The 19,637-nt window shown below is 44.8% G+C and carries 14 protein-coding genes; 8 read left to right on the top strand and 6 right to left on the bottom strand.

Annotation, left to right across the window (positions count from 1 at the left end; all coding sequences use genetic code 11):
• Positions 1-62 precede the first annotated feature (62 nt).
• Together ACIFSR_RS22825 and ACIFSR_RS22820 are read right to left on the bottom strand one after the other, a co-directional pair.
• Positions 63-1,271, bottom strand: a complete 1,209-nt coding sequence (locus ACIFSR_RS22825) for an MFS transporter (RefSeq protein ID WP_339204346.1) — start codon at positions 1,269-1,271, stop codon at positions 63-65.
• Positions 1,272-1,306: 35 nt separating this feature from the next.
• Complete coding sequence (locus ACIFSR_RS22820) at positions 1,307-2,476, bottom strand: serine hydrolase domain-containing protein (RefSeq protein WP_430060119.1); 1,170 nt, start codon at positions 2,474-2,476, stop codon at positions 1,307-1,309.
• A 176-nt stretch (positions 2,477-2,652) separates the two neighbouring features.
• Here ACIFSR_RS22820 and ACIFSR_RS22815 point away from each other — a divergent pair, with 176 nt between their 5' ends.
• The 8 genes from ACIFSR_RS22815 (at position 2,653) to ACIFSR_RS22780 (ending at position 14,703) form a co-directional block, all read left to right on the top strand.
• Entirely contained in the window at positions 2,653-3,111 is a 459-nt protein-coding gene (locus tag ACIFSR_RS22815) for an Lrp/AsnC family transcriptional regulator (protein WP_339204348.1), read from the top strand.
• 603 nt (positions 3,112-3,714) lie between these two features.
• Positions 3,715-5,694, top strand: coding sequence for an AraC family transcriptional regulator (locus ACIFSR_RS22810; protein WP_430060117.1), 1,980 nt, complete (start codon positions 3,715-3,717; stop codon positions 5,692-5,694).
• 6 nt (positions 5,695-5,700) lie between these two features.
• Positions 5,701-6,738 (top strand): FecCD family ABC transporter permease, encoded by a 1,038-nt coding sequence (locus tag ACIFSR_RS22805; RefSeq protein WP_430060115.1) that lies wholly within the window; start codon positions 5,701-5,703, stop codon positions 6,736-6,738.
• Positions 6,735-7,739: a FecCD family ABC transporter permease gene (locus ACIFSR_RS22800; RefSeq protein ID WP_430060113.1), complete on the top strand. Its 1,005-nt coding sequence runs from the start codon at positions 6,735-6,737 to the stop codon at positions 7,737-7,739. Before ACIFSR_RS22805 ends, ACIFSR_RS22800 begins: the two co-directional genes overlap by 4 nt.
• A gap of 508 nt (positions 7,740-8,247) precedes the next feature.
• Entirely contained in the window at positions 8,248-11,400 is a 3,153-nt protein-coding gene (locus ACIFSR_RS22795) for an ATP-binding protein (RefSeq protein WP_430060111.1), read from the top strand.
• Positions 11,401-11,577: 177 nt separating this feature from the next.
• Entirely contained in the window at positions 11,578-13,197 is a 1,620-nt protein-coding gene (locus ACIFSR_RS22790) for a copper amine oxidase N-terminal domain-containing protein (RefSeq protein ID WP_430060109.1), read from the top strand.
• A gap of 113 nt (positions 13,198-13,310) precedes the next feature.
• Positions 13,311-13,913, top strand: coding sequence for an RNA polymerase sigma factor (locus ACIFSR_RS22785; RefSeq protein ID WP_430060108.1), 603 nt, complete (start codon positions 13,311-13,313; stop codon positions 13,911-13,913).
• Positions 13,885-14,703, top strand: a complete 819-nt coding sequence (locus tag ACIFSR_RS22780; RefSeq protein ID WP_430060106.1) for an anti-sigma factor — start codon at positions 13,885-13,887, stop codon at positions 14,701-14,703. Before ACIFSR_RS22785 ends, ACIFSR_RS22780 begins: the two co-directional genes overlap by 29 nt.
• Positions 14,704-14,833: 130 nt before the next feature.
• Here the strand turns inward: ACIFSR_RS22780 and ACIFSR_RS22775 are convergent, their stop codons facing one another.
• From ACIFSR_RS22775 to ACIFSR_RS22760, 4 genes are all read right to left on the bottom strand, one after another.
• Positions 14,834-16,447: a helix-turn-helix domain-containing protein gene (locus tag ACIFSR_RS22775; RefSeq protein ID WP_430060104.1), complete on the bottom strand. Its 1,614-nt coding sequence runs from the start codon at positions 16,445-16,447 to the stop codon at positions 14,834-14,836.
• Positions 16,448-16,571: 124 nt separating this feature from the next.
• Positions 16,572-17,606, bottom strand: coding sequence for an ABC transporter substrate-binding protein (locus tag ACIFSR_RS22770; RefSeq protein ID WP_339204358.1), 1,035 nt, complete (start codon positions 17,604-17,606; stop codon positions 16,572-16,574).
• Positions 17,607-17,856: 250 nt separating this feature from the next.
• A complete protein-coding gene (locus ACIFSR_RS22765) occupies positions 17,857-18,702 on the bottom strand; it encodes a carbohydrate ABC transporter permease (RefSeq protein WP_430060103.1) in 846 nt (281 codons plus the stop codon).
• Positions 18,703-18,715: 13 nt separating this feature from the next.
• Positions 18,716-19,609 (bottom strand): carbohydrate ABC transporter permease, encoded by an 894-nt coding sequence (locus tag ACIFSR_RS22760; RefSeq protein WP_430060101.1) that lies wholly within the window; start codon positions 19,607-19,609, stop codon positions 18,716-18,718.
• Between the last annotated feature and the right edge of the window lie 28 nt (positions 19,610-19,637).

Here is a 19,637-nt window from a genome sequence, read left to right as displayed (position 1 = left end):
GAAGCTAGTAACAACTTAAACTCACATAAATCATTCAGCTGATTAAACTCATAATAAGCACCTCAATGCCCCTTTGAAGGGAATCCGTATTCTTTAGCACGCCACGCGACTAGCAGTGCAAGAACGATAAGAATAAGCAATGACAGCGGGAAAGAACCAACACCTATAGTTTCTATAAGAATAGCGCCCAACACGCCACCAACGCCGATGGCTAGGTTCCATGCCGTCACCAGCATCGACTGGGCCACATCTGCGCTCTCGCCAGCAGCTTCAGCCATGGCTGTCTGCAGCAATGTCGCCGCGCCTCCGAACGTCAGCCCCCATACTGCAACCACTAGGTAGATCACGATCGGTTGGTTATTACTAAAGGTTAATGCGATGGATGCGATGGCGAAAGCAAGCAGGCTGTTCAAAACGAGTGGACGCAGTTTCCGGTCGATCAAGACACCGATGATCCAAATTCCAACAAGCGCTGTTATGCCGAAAATAAGCAGTACCAAGTCTACACGCTGAGAGAGTCCAGCATGAGCAAGATACGGTGCAATATAGGTATACAAGATGTTATGTGCCAGCACCCAAGCAAGAACAACAAACAGTACCGGACGTACTCCTGGCTTACCAAATACCTTATATAACGAGAGTCTTTTACCTGGCGATTCTCCTGGATAGTCCGGTAATTTCCAAACCACCCATACGACTAATATCAGAGCCATAAGTGACATAATCCCGAAGACAAAGCGCCAGCCAACGAGCGAACCAAGCCATGTTCCTGCGGGGACACCAAGCGCCAGTGCTAGAGGTGTACCCACCATGGCCACTGCCATAGCTCTTCCCTTGAGTGATTCCGACACCATGCGGCGGGCATAACCTGCTATCATGCCCCATAAGACACCCGCAGAAACGCCCGCGAAGAACCGAGCGATCAGCGTCAGTGTATAGTTGGAAGAAAAAGTGGTAACTGTGTTAAAGACGAGAAAGCCAAGAATGCACATGAGCAGCAATGGTCTTCTCCGCCAGCCGCGCGTCATGGTCGTTAGGGGAATCGCAGCCAGCAGTGAACCAAGGGCGTACAAGGTGACAAGTTGACCAGCAAAAGCCTCCGATACTCCAAGTCCATGACCTATTTGCAGCAATAAGCCAGCTGGAATCGTTTCAGTTAGGATACAAATAAACCCCGTCATCGCAAGAGCGAGTAATCCAGCCCACGGGAGACGTTCTGAAGGAACTGCGCTGGAAGCACTCTGTGTAACAGAAGCTGGGTTTGAATTCATTATGAAAGTACCTCTCTTTTATTTATGTTTGATCTCTATTTATTAAGCCCGTCATAAACAGCATCGCAAAGGTCAACGGTAAACTGACCTGACATGCCTTCGAGTGCAGTATTGGTGAACGCCACCACACTTAGACGCTGATTAGGATCAACGAACCACGAATGACCATAGGTGCCACCCATGCGCCATGTACCAGGTGATTCAGGAGTGTTTGCTGACACTGGATCCTTAAGCACCGTAATGCCTAGGCCAAAGCCCCTCCCCGGCCAGAAAGCCATTGGCAGATCACCAATCTGGTTTGTAGACATCTCATGAACAAGAGACTGTGGCAGCAGAGGAGCTCCGCCATTCCGTAATGTTTCCAGCAGCACCAAAAAATCGTCTGCGCTTCCAATCATGCCAGCACCCCCAGAAGGATAAGCCGTATCATCAAGTGCCCGGCGCGGGGAAAGACGGAAGCCCGCTGTTCCTTCTAAGAAGGGAATGCTATCGTGCTCAAGCAAAGGCCGTGGTTCTGGAACTTCATTGGTATAAGCAGTAGTAAGACGTTCTGGGTCGATTGCAATAAAGCTAGTATCGCTCATACCAATTGGCTTTGTCACAAGTGAATGCACTGCTTCGCTTAACGGTGTTCCTGTAACCTTCTCAATTACTGCGCCCAGCACATCTGTTGCGATCGAATATTTCCACTCGGTGCCTGGCGTATAAAGGAGCGGTACAGAAGCTAAACGAATCAGGTTCTCTTCCAAACTGATGCCAGGCTGATCCATACCATCCGATACGCCAGCTTGATGATAAGAGCCATTTTCTTCTTGAAAGAACCGATAGGTCAGCCCAGCAGTGTGCGTCATCAAATGACGAACCGTTAATAGGGCAAGCTCACCATTTTGGAGACGTGGCTGAAAGTTTGGCAGCCAATGATCAACACGGTCATCCAGCTTGAGAAGGCCTTGCCCAACTAGTGCTAAAGCAGCCGTTGTAACGATAGGTTTAGTAACAGAAGCTAGCCGGAATAAGGCATCTTCACGCATGAGCCGGTTCATTTCACGATCGGCATAACCCGCAGCGCGGCTATAAACCACTTTCCCGTCTATCGCCACTTTAATGACAGCACCGACCAACCGCTTATCAGCAAGCGTTTGATCGATGACCTCATCGATCCGACCTGCTAATCGTTCTGAACTAAATTTGTTTGTATGCAACATACTTAGATGTTCATCCTTTCGAAATAGTTAAAGCCTATTACACTTTACTATTGTAAGTATATTATATAAAATAAGTTATCAAGCATACATAAGGGAACGAAGTTAGATTCGCCTTTTCACGGTTAAAGCCAAGCTAGTTTATAACGGATACCTTAAATTTAAAGGAGTCGATTTGTATGGACCATGTAGATAAGCAAATACTTTATCATCTCCAAAGCCAAGCGAGAATTTCTATGACTGAACTTGGAAAAAGTGTCGGTTTATCGCAGCCCGCAGTAACAGAAAGAGTAAAGCGCATGGAGGAAAAAGGGATTATCAGTGAGTATCGCACCGTTATTTCTCCTGATAAAATTGGCAAACATGCATCAGCCTACATGTTGTTTCATTCAAGAGATTGTCATGCATTCCTTGAGTTCTGCCGCTCTGCTCCTGAAGTCGTGGAATGTTACCGCATCAGCGGAGAACACAATTACTTGTTGAAAGTAATAACCGACTCCACACAAGCTCTTGAAGAGTTCGGAAATCAATGTGACAAATACGGAACCTATACAATCCTAATTGTCATGTCATCGCCTATCGATCATAAATTTCTTATCCCCGCGCTTATAGATGCCAACTCCAATATGCTGAGTTAATCCGTCCCTTTCGAAATAGAAGATATGTCCTTAGCTCTTGCCCCATTGATAGCAGCAAAAAAAAATGCGTCCCTAAAATTCCATTGAATAAACCTGAGGTTTGTTTCAATGTCCATTTTTAGGGATGCATTTTAGTCTGATCCAATTTTCTCTTATGTTGTGATCAAGGTGAGAGGCTTCCTCTCCTAAGCATGCTCTGCACTTTTCGTTGTGCATTGTGTTTTTCTATGTGCCAGGTACCTCGCTTACGAACCTAGCAGCTCTTATTTCGCCAATTTATTATGGATGAGAAGTTTAACGAATTCCAGAATCGTTATTTGTTGAAAAACAACTCAAAACACCCCAAACAGCATGCAATAACGTTAATACGGTTCGCTAAAACGTAGGAATAGTCGTTTTCTTCATAATAAGCGTCATACCGTTCGTTAGAGACGCAAGCAGACATGTATCGTTTAAATGCTAATTCGACAGCAAATCAGCATATTTAAATTGTAAGTGATAATGGTTATCAATTATAATGGTGAGATCGTATAGCTCTAACGTACTTCTCCCCGTTTATACGAATCCAATCTTACAGGGAGAAGGATTGGAGATGAAAGCATTATGAAACTGGAAGAACATATTTTGTTATGGAATCATGCAGCTGTAAAAATATTGGACATACGTCACGTTATTATGGAACCAGGCGAGCTGCTTGAGTCTTATCTGCTGCCGGCAAGCAGCTTTATTTATGGTGTTCGAGGCTCAGCAACTTTGCAGCTCGATGGCAATAAGCATGATGCAAGGCGCTTTCATATGCTGCATGGCGGTAAAGGGATGCGCCTAGATATAGAGGCAAAGGAAGAATTTGAATATTATCAACTGTTCTACAAAACCGGGTATGCATTCACGGGCCGGAAAGAGCTTACACAATTAATGGAGCGTTATCATCCGTTTTCACTGCAATATGCCTTTCGGCCAGAGGAGCCGCTCGCTCTGCTCCGCTGCCTTACCCTTATGAGAAATATATGGCAAGGTGCGCATAGTTTGGATCAGCTTCATATAAAGGGACTCTTTTATCAGTTTCTGCATGAGCTTCTTCGTCAAATGGATACTCAAGGGATTGATGCGCGCAAACCGGATCTTGTATCACAAGCCATCAGGTACATAGATGAGCATTATCAAAAAAGCCTCACACTGGAATCAATTGCTGACACGCTGAATTACAGCCCACGTCATCTATCCATGCGGTTTAAGGAAGAAAAAGGGGTCAGTCCGATCCATTATTTAATTCAGGTTCGGGTAGCTCACGCCATCGAATTACTGCTTGGTACTGATGCTGATATGCAGGAAATCGCACGGGAAATCGGCTATTCGGATGTCTACTATTTCAGTCGCATTTTCAAAAAATATACTGGGTTGTCACCGCTCCGCTTTCGGACATCAGAGCGGCAGCGACGAAAAATAGATGATTATCCATTTAATTCAACCAGATTATCCATTGGATCAGGCGGGATGAGGCGTTATATTGGTAATGATGATGATAATCATTATCAATATAAACGTGGAGGGTCTATACAAATGAAAAGACACACAAAACCTGGATTAGCTGTGAGCATATTGCTCAGTTTAACGCTTCTGCTAGGAGCTTGCTCAGCAGGTGGAACGAATACTGGCAATTCATCTTCGACTACTGCAAATACCGCAGCTGCATCCAATGCCGCTCAAAATATGAATGGTACCGCTGGCGATAACAACCAAGCGAGTAAATCAACACGTATCGTACCTACTATAATAGGTGAAATTGAAGTGCCTGCAAATCCTAAACGCGTCGTCGTGCTTTATTTACTAGGTGACGTCGTTGCTATGGGAATTAAGCCAGTTGGTGTGTCCGATGTATTTGAAGGGGCTGCTTTTGAAAAGGATCTTGCAGGTGTGAAAATGCTGGGCAGTTGGTTTGAGCCGAACCCAGAAGCCATTATGGCGCTTGAGCCAGATCTCATTATTGTCCCTTCTGAGGATACGTATAAGAAATTAAGCCAAATTGCACCAACCATTCTTGTTCCAAATGAAAAAATGACAACGGATGAAAGACTTGCTTTGCTGGGCAAAACCTTCGGTAAGGAGCAGGAAACGCAAACCCTCCTTGACAACTTTAATACGAAGGTAAAAGAAAGCAAAGAGAAGCTCGCAGCAGCTGGCGTGCTGGACAAAACGGTAACGATTATTGAGGGCGGAAAAAAAGAAATGTCGGTCGTAACCGGCAAGCAATTTGGACGCGGCTCTCAAATTATTTATGAATATTTAGGCATGAAAGCACCAGAGATCATTCAGAAAAAAATTGATGGATCAACGAATGAAGAAGGTGATACCGTTTCTATGGAAGTCCTTCCAGAGTATATTGGCGATTATGTTGTCCGTTCTTCCTATGAAGGAATGGATGATTTGACTGGCAATCCTATTTGGAATAGCATTCCAGCTGTCAAAGAAGGCAGAATGATCGAGCTCAGCTTTAACCTCTCATATTACAGTGATATCTATTCCCTTGATGAACAGCTTGACTTTATCGTCGAACAGTTGCTGGCCACAGCAACAAAAAACTAAACCGGCATGGTCTACGTAAAAGAGCAGCTGGCTTCAAAAAGCCAGCCTACAAACACTTATTTTGCTACCATTATTTTCGTTGGATGCCTGTTAGTGCTGTTGGCTGCTGCAGTGTCCATTTCCTTCGGAGCTGCTCGAATGAACCTATCAACGGCATGGAGCGCTGTCTTTTCTTTTGATCAGAAGCTGACTGAACACCAAATTATTCGTTTCCTGCGGTTTCCCCGAACCATTGCAGATATCATCGTTGGTTCCAGCCTTGCGGTCGCAGGAGCGATTATGCAAGGAAGCACACGCAATCCGCTGGCTGATTCGGGGTTGATGGGAATAAACGCAGGAGCCGCCTTAGCTATGGCAATTGCATTAGCATTTATGCCAGGGAGCCAGTACAGCGTGCTGCTATTGGTATGCTTTATCGGAGCCGGCCTTGGCGCAGGGTTAACGTATTTAACCGCTTCTCTGAGCCGCAAGGGCATGTCACCGCAGCGGCTAGTGCTTGCGGGCATGTCAATCACACTGCTTTTTGGAGCAATTGGTACATTTATCTCTATTAATTTTAATATCGGCCAAGCTCTTTCCTACTGGACCTCAGGAAGCGTTGCTGGGGCTACTTGGGCGGAGCTCGCACTGACTGCCCCTTGGTTTGTGGTAGGTTTAGCCCTATCGATGGGACTCGCGCGCTCTATTACCATCCTGAATCTAGGTGAGGAAATTGCTCGGGGCGTGGGACAGCGAACCGTAGTCGTCAAGCTCCTCTCTTCCCTTGCGGTTCTTCTATTGGCCGGTGTATCAGTTGTGCTCGTAGGCCCGGTCGGATTCGTAGGACTCATTGTTCCGCATATGATGCGGTTCATGGTTGGGGTCGATTATCGGTATATCATTCCTGCCTCGGCTGTATATGGCGGACTGTTTATGCTAATCGCCGATCTAATCGGCCGTTTGGTCAACCGTCCGAACGAAATGGCGCTTGGCATTATTTTCGCCATTGTCGGCGTTCCTTTCTTCTTGTTGATTTCTCGCAGGGTAAGGAGAGCGTTTGAATGAGGCAGCAACTATTACACGGAAGAAGAAGTCTGCTGCTAGCAGGGCTGCTGGTGATGCTAATTGCTGGTATTCTTATCAGCATGAATACAGGGAAGATGGCGCTTCACCCCGGAGAGGTGTTGAACACTTTATTTGGACAAGGCACGGAGAGACAAAATCTTGTCGTGTTCAAGTTTCGGCTGCCGCGCATCGTATTGGCTGTGCTTGTAGGCATGGGAATGGCGATCTCTGGAGCTGTTCTCCAAGGACTTCTGCGCAACGATCTCGCTGATCCAGGGATGCTCGGCATCAACGCCGGTTCAGGGCTCATGGTTCTACTGTTCATTACTCTATTCGGCCTTTCTGGATTGTCATCTGCCTTCCTGCTTCCCGTCATGGCGTTTGTTGGAGGACTGCTGGCTGCACTTTTGATTTATATTCTTGCCTATAGGTCACGAAGCGCTCCTTCTTCCACTCGTCTCGTACTGACAGGAGCTGCAATAAATGTCGGCCTCAGCGCCTTAACCCTGTTTCTGACGCTCAAGCTGGATGACGAGCAGTATGTCTTCGCTCAGAAATGGCAGGCTGGTTATTTATGGGGGACGGAATGGCAATATATTGCGCTTCTTGCCCCATGGGTGTTGATACTTGTGTCGTATATCTGGTACAAATCATTAGTGCTCAATACATTGAATCTTGGTACTGAGATTGCTACTGGCGTAGGCGCTCACGTTAAAAAAGAATTTCTAGGGCTCGTCCTAGCCGCGGTCGCCATTGCATCGGGATGCGTCGCACTCGGAGGCTCAATCGTCTTCCTCGGGTTGATCAGTCCTCATATTGCACGCAAACTTGTTGGTCCAGACCATAAGCTATTGCTTCCTGCTTCAGCGCTCATTGGCGGCATTATTATGGTTGCGGCCGATACGATTGCCCGCACCGTTAGTTTTGGAGCTGATATTCCAGCAGGTATTATCGTTACGATCCTAAGCGTCCCCTATTTCCTATATTTATTGATGCGATAAACATGGTAAAGACAATCGAATGTAATCAGATACATTCCCCCCAGATGTAAAGAAAAGAAGACCTCGGCCTGCTTGGCTCGAGGTCTTCCTTTCTTCTTCGTACATATCTACTAAATTTCCTCCTGCGACGCATTGCTCTTTCCGAATCGGATATTGTTAGCTATCGTGTCCTGAAACAAATAAACATCCTGAAATACCATCGAAACCTTGCGTCATAAATCGTTCGGCCCTGTGAAGACAAGTAGCCTGCTGGCCCTAAAGACAAACCATCTATGTTAGAAATTAAAATATTCAATAATGATTCTCATTTACTCATACAGTATATCAAAACTAACTACCTATGAGAACTTATTCTACTAATTAGCTCGATGAACATAACTAGAAGCACTTTGCAGCTGTTTTTTTGATATTTTCCCAAGCTGCCAATCGTATACATTACTCGCTTCAATCATGAAAATATCCAAAATATGTTAAAGGAAAAAACGCGTATTATGTCGAATTTCAATGTATGATGACACAGCTGAAAAATAAAATCACCTTCAAATATGTAGCTATTATTCTATTGTTTCTTAGCGTTCTTCTTGCCCTGCGATGGACATGGTCTGAACTATTTTCTACAGCGGAGCACCCTCGTGCTGTAAATGGCGTACTCGACATGCGCGGCTGGGACTTTAACAACTCAGCTACCATTCCCTTGGATGGCCAATGGGAGTTTTACCCTGCAAAATTAATCCATCAACAGGATGTTCAACCGCTGCAAAACCAGTTCCGATATATTCAGGTTCCAGGTGACTGGGGCAGTGTACTGACCAAAGAGGCAGACACCTCTATCGGGTACGGAACGTACCGATTGCGTATTCTGATCGATCCGCTAGAGCAGCCTGTCGCATTTTGGCTGCAAAACATACAAGCCTCATCAGGCGTAGAATTAAATGGGCTTGTTGAGAACGACTTCGGAAAACCAGCCGACAACGCTGAAGAATACACGCCCAAGAAACTCTCATACACCGCTTCCTACTTTGTAAAAGGCACCAAAGAGCTTGAACTGCTCATTCGTGTTGCTAATTATGACGATGCTTACAGCGGTGGGATTTTACACTCCATTCAATTTGGCTCTCAAGCAGCGATTGACTTTGTGCGATGGTATTCGATTGGCTTTCAGCTCGTCATATTTGTTGTTTTGCTGCTTCACGGCTTGTATGCTACTATCCTTTTCTTATTCAATCCTAAAGAAAAGAGTTTGCTTATCGTTGGTTTATTAACGCTCGCTACTGGTATTACGATCGTTGTCGGCCATGATAACCTGCTTTTGCTATGGCTGCCAATCAACTATACATGGGCGCTGAAGCTCAGGCTGCTCTCTCTGCTTTGGCATTCCTTTTTTATTTTTCTACTATTTAGAAGATTGTCTTCGGCTCCTCCGAAGAACCGATGGCTGCGAGTATTTACAGCGGCGCTCATATTTTATTCCTTGTTTCTAATTGTCGCAAGCGCACAGCTTGTAAATGGATCGGTAGCATTAAAAATATTTTCTTTTTTTTATCTATTGCCCTTTGCTTGGTTTGTTTATATAACAGGAACGATGGTCTTCAGGAAGCAAACAGACAACAACGACGTTGTCTTCCTGTTGTTATCCGCGGCAGGCGTTATGTCTAGCTTTCTGTGGAGCTTAATCAACTCAAATAGCCAGGTTTCGGTTGTATATTATCCAATAGATATCATAGCAGCTATCATTGGTTTTTCTACGTACTGGTTAAAGCAATTTTTCCGTAACTCGAAGGAAAACAAAGAGCTGAACGAACAGTTAAAAAAGGCTGACAAGCTAAAAGACCAATTTCTTGCCAATACTTCACACGAACTGCGAACGCCGCTGCACGGTATTATGAATATTGCTCAAACCGTTGTAACGAAAGAGAAAGGGCAAATGAATACAAAAAGCGTTAACGATATGGAGCTGCTTATACGAATAAGCCGCCGTATGTCGCATATGCTCGGTGATCTTCTAGATGTAGCAAGGCTGAAGGAACACGGAATTGTGCTTCAGCAGGAGCCTTTACAAATTCAATCCATCGTACCTGGCATCGTTAGCATGCTGAAATTTATGATCGAAGGCAAACCTATTCAACTGCATGTGAATATCGCTGAATCGATGCCTTGGGTCATGGCAGATGAGAAAAGGCTTGTACAAATTTTGTACAACTTATTGCACAACGCACTAAAATACACGGAAGAAGGATCAATCACCATTTCTGCGGAGATTCAGAATGGGAATGCCGTCATTCATGTCTCCGATACCGGAGTCGGCATGAATAAAGAAACGCAAGCGCGCGTCTTTCTTCCTTATGAACAAGGGATTTATGGAATCAATGATGGAAGAGGAATTGGGCTTGGTTTAAGCATTTGCAAGCAGCTGGTCGAATTGCATGGCGGAGTACTAAGTGTTCGCTCTGCGCTTGGCAAAGGTTCTTTTTTCAGCTTTCAATTACCGCTTGCCAATATGTCCAGCCTGCCTTCAGCACAGCCCTTGCTTCCTGTACACCAGACAATGGAAGCATCAGAAGAAAGCCATGGTGGATTGATTTTTCCAGACATCGCAATCGACGAAATAGCAATCTCTTCAATTAACCCGACATTTCTGAATGAGGGGAAAATGAATATTCTTGCAGTGGATGACGACCCTGTTAATCTGAATGTGCTTGTTGGCATTTTATCTTCCGAGCCATATAACATTACAACAGCCAATTCAGCACGTGAAGCGTTAGTGTTGCTAGGCAGTGGGCAGTGGGATCTATTAGTTGCCGATGTTATGATGCCACAGATGTCCGGCTACGAGTTAACGAAGAAGGTACGCGAGCAATACTCTGTATCGGAGCTTCCCATTTTGCTGTTGACTGCACGTAGTCAGCCAGCTGACATCTATACCGGATTCTCGTCTGGAGCAAATGATTATGTTACCAAGCCTGTAGATGCTCTGGAGCTCAAATACCGAATCAGGGCGTTGACTATGCTGAAGCAGTCCATTAATGAACGTTTGCGTTTAGAAGCCGCTTATCTTCAGGCACAAATCCATCCGCATTTTTTGTTTAATACCCTTAACTCCTTAATGGCGCTAAGCGATATTGATACAGACAAGATGCGTAATCTGGGCGATTCTTTTGTATCCTTTTTACGGATTAGCTTTGACTTCTTAAATACAGGGGAGCTTGTTGAGCTCTCTCACGAGCTGGAGCTTGTCGAAGCCTATTTGTATATTGAAAAAGAACGTTTCGAGGACAGGTTGACTGTCGTATGGGAAGTTGATGCCAACATCAGCTTACTTATCCCGCCCCTTTCTATACAGCCGCTGGTTGAAAATGCGATCAAACATGGGCTTCTTAGTCAGAACAACGGCGGCACGCTGCATATTCGAATCAATCGCGAGGACAGCTTCATACGAGTTGAAGTCATTGATAATGGCATAGGCATGAATGAAGAACAGGTCATTCAATTGCTCAGTCCAACGATGAAAGGAAAAGGCGGAATAGGGATTGCCAATACGAATCGACGATTGACTCAAATGTATGGTCAAGGCTTATCTATAATTAGTAAGCCTAAGGAAGGAACTACCGTGTCGTTTGTCATACCAAACAACCGCAATCAGCAGGCTATGGATAATGATTGATTTTAGCAGCTGCTAAATAACTTCATCGATACAAAAAAGACGGACAAATGGTTTCTCATTTGTCCGTCTTTTTGTTATTCGAAAAAAAATCGAAATAATAGTGATCCAAAATTTCATTAGCTCCGTTAGGCCTATTAGGAACGGAAAACAACAAAATATGAGGAGAGTGAATGATTCATGAAACTTAAAAGATTAATTGCCCCTGTACTTAGCTTATCTTTATTAATCCCTGCGTTTTCTGGCGCGGCTAGCGTAAGTGCAGCGGAGCCGCTGACGCCTTCATCCGAAACGCCGGCTGTAGAGCTCAGGTCGACATTGGACTACTCGCTTTCAGAGCATTTCACCCTCGCAGTCGATGCGATGATCAAGAAATACGATAACTCGTTTGACGCCGCCGCGGCGCAAGCCGCCTTAGAGAAAAATGCAAAAGATATGATCCCAGCTATCACTTCTGTCTATGGAGATGCCGGGGCGAAAGAATTTGACCGCATTTTTAGCGGACATCTAAACTATACCAAAGATTATGTTACTGCTGTTAAAACGGGCAATGCCGCTGATAAAGCGATGGTCGCGCAAGAAATTGAAGAGTTCGCAGTTGAACTCGGTAACTTCCTAGGGACTGCTACTGCAGGCAAGCTGCCTGCAACGGCAGCGCAAAACGTGCTTCGTACACATGAGAAGCAGGTGCAGCAGGTGTTCGACTATTATATCGCAGGCAACTATAAGAGCTCGCTTGCCAAATATCGTGAAGGTTTAAGCTATATGTTCACGATAAGTGATGCATTGTCAGGTGCGATCGTCACTCAAATGCCAGAAAAATTTAACGGCACAAAATCGGACACTCCGGCCGGCGATCTAAGATCAGCGCTAAATTATCTCGCAGCAGAACATTATGCCCTTGCTGTGTTCAGCATGCAAAAAGGCTCCGATAAGTCCCCTGCCTACAGCGCGATAATCGAGGCCGAAAACGCCAATACATCAGGTTTGACAGCAGCCATCGCATCCGTTTATGGTGCAGCAGGCGGAGATGCCTTCAAAGCGATCTGGCTTGGTGACCATATTAACGCACAAGACGAAATCGTGAAGGCAGCTCTTGCCGGAGATGCCGATGCAAGCGCGAAAGCTAGAGCTAAGCTAAGCAAATTTTCTGTAGATTTCGGTAATTTCCTTGGCGCTGCCACAGAAGGCAAGCTTCCCGCTTCGGCTGCAACAGCTGCTGTAGCAGAGCATGAAAGACTTGTACTTGAAGCATTTGATCTCTATAGAGCCAAAGATGCAAATGGCCTGTATGTCAGCTATGACAAAGGATACAGCCTCATGTTTGGAGTAGGCAAAGCACTGAGCGGTGCCATCGTGGCTCAGAAGCCGGAACTATTCAAAGTTCAGCCTCCTGTCACAAAACCGGAAAACCCGAACAACGTTCAAACCATTTGGCTTCAAATCAATGGTTATACTGCTAAAGTAAACGGCAATCATGTGAAAATGGACGTTCCGCCAACCCTTAAGAACGGAACGACATTCGTATCCTTAAGAGCATTGACTACGGCACTTGGCGCCGATTTGAAATGGAATCCCTCCACTAGCACGGTTGAAGTAAAAGTAGGTGACGACAAGGTTGTCTTCTGGCTCGGCAAAGATATGGCTAGTATCAATGGAAAGAACGTCAAGCTCGATGCTTCCGTATTCGTTCATAAAGGACGCACACAAGTCCCTCTTCGTTTCATCGCGGAATTGCTAGGTTGGGACCTAAATTGGAACAAGGCTGACTGGTCAATCGTGTTGACTAAAGCCATGTAGATGTAAATACATTCCGAAACTCGCAGCATACTTGTCCTGTTCTGGTAATTCTATACCGGAACAGGATTTTTATATTATAATGAGGGGGTGTGTAAAGGGGGAACAGCTCTAGTATGTCGGATGAACTGACGGATTTACAATTAATGAAGCGTATTGGCCGCAAAGATTCCAATGCTTTGCAGCTTATATACGAAAGATATGAGCGTCCCATGTACACATTCGCCTACCGAATCGTTAAAGATTCCATGCTGGCTGAAGAAATATTACAGGAGCTATTCTTGCGAATATGGAACGCAGCAGAGAAGTATGACGAAGATCAAGGTAAGCTATCCAGCTGGATGTTTACGTTAACTAGAAATATAGCGATAGATGGATTACGGCGAAGGCAAATTCGAACCTCGCAGCAGGTTGTTGAGACGGAGCAATTGAACCGAACGCCGGATGACTCGGCGGACACAGAGACTGCCGTGGAAACCAAGGTCATTGGCGAACAGATTCGTGAGGCAATGCGGAATTTAAGCCAAGATCAGCATCAAGTCGTCGAACTTATTTATTTTGGCGGATATACGCAGCAGGAAGTGTCCGTGAACTGCGACATTCCGCTCGGAACGGTTAAAAGTAGAGTTAGGCTAGCCATGAAAGCACTGAAGTTGCAGCTTGAAGATATCGGAGAGGAGGGGCAAAGTTATGAAACAAGAAACAAATCTATGCGATGATGTGGAAATGTATGCGCTTGGCGGTCTTGATGAAGCGGAGGCTAAAGCTTTCGAACAGCATCTTAAATCTTGTGCGGCATGCACCGAGCAAGTCGCGGAGCTTAAAGAAATCGTCGATATGCTGCCGCTATCGTCCGAGCCAGTCGCCGTTCCTACAGGAATGAAGGATCGGATTCTCGGTTCTATTTTACAGTCACAAGAGACGGCTGCACAGCCATTTGAACAACCTAAGTCTGCTATTCCAACTCAAGAACCCGAAAACGCAAAGCGCCCCCTCTCCGTAATTCAAGCCGACGCAAAGCGTCGAAACTACAATAGCTGGTTAAATATTGGGCTTGCGGCAGCGGTGCTTCTATTATGCGTGTATATTTTCACATTAAGAGATCAGGTGTCAGACCTCAGTAATGAGCTCACGCTCGCCCAGATGAATGATCCTCCACAGGGCTTGCAGACGAATCAGGCTGTCAGCTTAAGCTCGGCGGCACAAAATATTATTGCCCAAGGCCTCGCTACCATCGTCATTGACAGCAAAGGAACACATTTGCTCGTGCAGGCCGAGAAGCTTCCGCAAATCAAGGAAAACGAAGCATTTCAGGTATGGCTGATGAAGAAAGGTCAGGACGTCATAAACGCAGGAACCTTCTACCCGGTGGATGGAAAAGGCGGCTTGTATTTCACACTCGACCAGAACTTGAAGGGTTATGATCAAATCGCGATTACCCAAGAACCAGATGCTTTCGGTAAATTGCCGCGAGGGACTGCCGTCTTGACTGCCGAGCTTCATCTATAAAACGAATAATTGAAAATAAGCCAGCTTATTGGACTCGTGCGAAGTCTTTAAGCTGGCTTATTTTTTTGCTTAAACACCGTTTTTTTGTACTTTTTATAATCGTTTCAGCCTCCTTCACGCTCTTCCTTATCTAGCCAAGCGCACGCAGGACATCATCGATTTTCAGGCTATGGGCGAGGACGCCGTAATTCATCCAGCTCAGAAAATCAACCTCGAATACACGGTTATGACGTACTGCGGGAAGCGATTGCCAATGTGGCGTCGCGTAAAGCTTCCTTTTCTCTTGTTCTGAAATTTCAAAAGTGACGAACACATTATCAGCATCGATCTGCGCGAGCAATTCTGGTGTTAGCACGGCTGTCCTTGTGCTCTTTGTCAATTGCTTTACAAGCGGATGAGGCGTCATTCCCAGGTCACTATAGAGAACGGGCCCCGTGTATCCCTTATCCGGACCGCCGTACAGCAATATTCCATTGGCTTGAATTCGCAGAAAAACGGTCGTTTGATGATGAATCGGGCGAAGCTTTTTCCGAGCAGCTTCTGCTTTTTTTTCATACTTCGCTATAATATCAACGACTTTTACGTTTTTTCCTCTCCCAATTAGATCTGCCATGATTCGCAAAGTCTCCTGCCAATCTTCCCCCTCATTGGACATTTTGTAGAGCGGAGCCTGTTCCTCCAACAGATGATGGTCCCATTTATCTGGAAAGCCGTTGTCTACCAAAATAAAGTCCGGCTTTATCGGCAGCTGAGCAGCATATTTATCGGAAATCTCTATTGCGGGAATATGCTCAAGCCCCAAATACGACTGTTTTCCCCAATTCGTTATGGAGCACTGCAGGATAGGCGTAACGCCAAGCGTTACCAGAAAATCTTCAAGAAACGGTGCGAATACACGGATCTCCTCTCGATAATGCCTTCGGTATTGTCCTGGCGATATGCCGACCGTCTTCTTGAAGCGGCGGTTAAAATAAAACTCATCGCCAAATCCGGCGTTCTGTGCAATATCGGACAAACGATCATCGGTTGCTTGCAGCAAATGCTTCGCTTGATTAATTCGAATGCCGGATAAGTACTGCAGCGGCACCTGACCCGTTATCTCTTTGAACAAACGCGAATAGTGTGTGCGGCCAACATCGGTCAAATTAGCCAGCTGGCCCACCGACCATTCGTTGCGATAGTCATGATTTAGTCGATCAATTGTAGCTTCAACCGCTTTCCGACTGCTCTGGGCATGAGAAATGGTCAGATTGTGCATGAGAATATGTCGGAGCAATTGTTGAAAGCATATTTGTTGATCCAAATCGTCCAGCTCATCACTAGTGTCCGATAAGCTAAAGCTATTCAGCCTCTCAACCCACTCCAAGCACTGGGAAAATGGTTGGCACACCACTTCTCCTGTACATGGGAATGAAGTACTCCATTCGCTATCCGAAGCGGCCCGACCATCTTTTCCAATGTAAAGAATCTCAAAGCTCAGTTCATAATGAATGAGTCCGCTGCTGCCGACTTCATTTGTAATGGTTGCCCCTGGCTCGGAAATAAAACATTTGCCGCGCTCGAGCTGGTAACCGCATCCATCTAGAACGAGGCGCCCTCTCCCGTCCATAATGACAAACAATCGATAGCAATCATCTTTTTTCGCTTTTTGTTGTTCATAGGGTTCAGATTCCTTATATTTCACTCCGGTTAAGCGATAGATTTTGCTTGGAGATGTAATCGTATTGGCGTTTGTCTCTTGCATAGATTCATAAGCCCTCCTTTCCATGAGAATGATTATCATTAAAATTACTATAAACGATAAAGAAGAGCACTTCAACTGTTCGTTGAAATGCTCTTCCGATAAAATTGTAATTATGGCGCGAATGTTACTTCAGCAAAAATTTTTCCAAATCTTTAATCTTGAGTTGGTTAGCCGTGAAAGCGCCCGTCTGCCAATAGGTCCGATCCACTTGATAAACATTTCCTTTCTTTATGGCAGGGACGCTTTGCCAAATCGGACTATCGAATAGATTTTTAATGGATTCTTGATTCTCGGCCGATGACCAAGATCCATTTGAAGTTAAAATAATGATATGGTCCGCATTAAGATCAGGAAGCTTCTCCATGGAGATCGTATCAATAAAGGCTTCCATATCCGCAACCATCTTTGGAGGAGTTAAGCCTAATTCTTTGTAAAGGATAGAACCAATAAATTTGTTCTTAATTCCAAGAAGATTGAGGTCAGTCTCACCGATATTAAGTCGCAACACAGCAACTGATTCTTCTCCAATCGCTGCTTTCAGCTTGCTTTTTGTATCCGCGATTTGCTGCTCGTAGTCCTTCACCAGCTTCTCGGCTTTCTCTTGTTCACCAATTAGATCAGCAATCTTAAGAAGAATATCGGAGGAGCTGCTCATCAAAATGTCGTCAGGCATCCGAAAGGTCGGTGCTACCTTAGAGTATTTTTCATAGATAGCTGCATCTACAAAACCATCTGTAATAATAAGATCAGGTTCTGCATCTAGCAGCGCTTCAATGCTTCCTGTTATATCAAATGGAGGAACATCTAAATTCAAATATTCCTGTTTGCCCCACATCGGATGGTACCACTGTACAACAGGCTCCACGCCAAGAGTGACTAAATAATCCTCCAAATAGATAGCAGCTATTCGCTTTGGTTTAACCGGAATTTCAACCTCGCCAAAAAAATCCTTCACTACGCGGGTTTCATTCTCATTCGTTTCCACTTCTATGCCATTCTCTGCGGCTTTGTCTGTTTGCGTATTCACAGCATTTTCTTTGTTCGCTGCTTCTTTCTTCTCATCTTGCGGCGTGCTGCATGCCGTAAGTGCCATGAAAACAATCAGTAGAGAAATGAGACCCCTTACGATGAAGCTGCGTGAACCTGTATGCCGAAACATATTTTACCCACTCCTGTATATGTATTGTCGTAACGAAATGTTTTCATTGATTATCATTCTCATTTCGTTCATGAGCAATTATATCATTATGGTTTTGGGATACAATGTCCATTCTCATGCGAGTTTTTTATCCAAACATGAGATAACGAACACGATTCAATCTTAAAAAACATGTCATCTTTATATAAAAAAACAACCGCCTCTAGGCAAAATATTTCGCCCAAAGCCGATTGTTTGTCGCAAGTAATCATTATTTTACCGCACCAGCAGTTATTCCAGCTACAATATATCTTTGAAAAAAAGCATAGACGAGTACAACAGGCAACATTGAAATTAACAGTCCAGCGAACAATGGCCCCCATTCGGTTCGGTACTGCATCTCCCCCTGCATGATCGCAATTCCAACAGGCAGTGTGTACTTGGAAGGCTCATTCACGAAGATCGTCCCCATGATGTACTCGTTCCAATTGTTCAAAGCGTTCATAATCAAAATGGGAATCATACCGGATCGAGCCATCGGCAGCATAATTTGAAAAAAGGTTCTAAAATACCCCGCCCCATCAATATAGGAGGCTTCCTCCAATTCCTTCGGCAGCGATTTAAAAAAACTGACCAAAACAAAAACGCCAAACGGCAATGACCACGCTGTATATACAAGTACTAATCCGTTTAGTTTATTAATTAAGTACAAATCGTTTAGTAGAAAGAACAACGGAACCAGCCCTAAAATAAGAGGGATCATCATTGAGGACAAATAGACCATATACATCAACTGGCTGCCGCTGAACTTGAAACGCGCTATAACATATGCAGTTGTAGCCGATAACAAAATGGATAAACATGAGCTCATTAAAGTAATGTATACGGAATTCAAAAAATAGTCGCCAAAATGATAGGTTTTCCACACATAAGAAAAGTTGCTCCAGTAAAGCGGAAATTCAGGCAGTGACCAAGGTTTGTTCGTTAAAAATTGCGTATTATTTTTTAAAGCGCTTAGTAATGTCCAAAGCAGCGGATAAAGTACAGCCGAGGTCCACAGAAGAAGAACGAGGATGGCTGCTGTCCTAAATATTCGTGAAGGCTGACTGAAGCTCATACATGCATCTCCTCTATGAAAATTCAATGCTATCGCGTCGAAGCACTCGCTGCAAGACTAGCGTTGTTGCTAGGGATAAGATCAAGATCAATACACCAAGTGCTGCAGCGTAACCCATATGAAATTGACGGAATCCCATTTGGTACAAATAGGAACCAAGCACTTGCGTTGAATTATCTGGTCCCCCTTCCGTCATCAATAAAACCATCACGAAGGCGCCGTTTAAAGTCGTCATCACAATATGAAGAATGCTGACCTTAACCTGCTCCCAGATCAAGGGAAGCGTAATCCTCCAAAACTGTCGATTAGGCGAGGCTCCATCCATTTCAGCGGCCTCGTACAAAGAAGCCGGTATGCTAAGAATGCTGGCAACGAGCAGCAGAAAATAAAATCCTACCCCAGCCCAAATCGAGGGCCATAAGATCGACCATAATGCCGTTCCTTCTTCCCCTAGCCAAGGCCTATTGTTATGGGCATTCGTGAATATCCCAAGAAACGAATTAAGAAAGCCGATGCTCGGATTATAAACAAATCGCCATAACACACCTATAACCACAATTGAGATCAAATTCGGAAGAAAAAAGACTAATCTAAAAAACTGCTGCCCCCGCACTCTGAGCCTAGTAACTGCAACAGCGAAGAAAGTAGCTAACAGAATGATTCCAATTACTTTCCCAATGACTAGAAAATAATCGTTGCCAATCGCTCTCCATACGATCGGATCCTGAATCAGAGCCTTAAAGTTGTCCAAACCAATATAAGTCATGTGCTCAGAACTGCCAGACCAGTCAAACAAAGAGATGTATATGCCTTTGGAAATGGGAAACAGTGCAAAAAGGCAGAAGAAGAGGAACGTTGGAATAAGGAATATAATAATGAATAGCTTTCTTTGTGCTTGACGCGACATTGACGCTCATCCTTTACCTGAAATAACT

It is taken from the genome of Paenibacillus sp. NRS-1760 (assembly GCF_050467785.1).
In the GTDB taxonomy this organism is placed as follows: domain Bacteria; phylum Bacillota; class Bacilli; order Paenibacillales; family Paenibacillaceae; genus Pristimantibacillus.
Note: the sequence above shows the minus strand (reverse complement) of the source record. Positions and strands in the feature narration are given on the sequence as shown.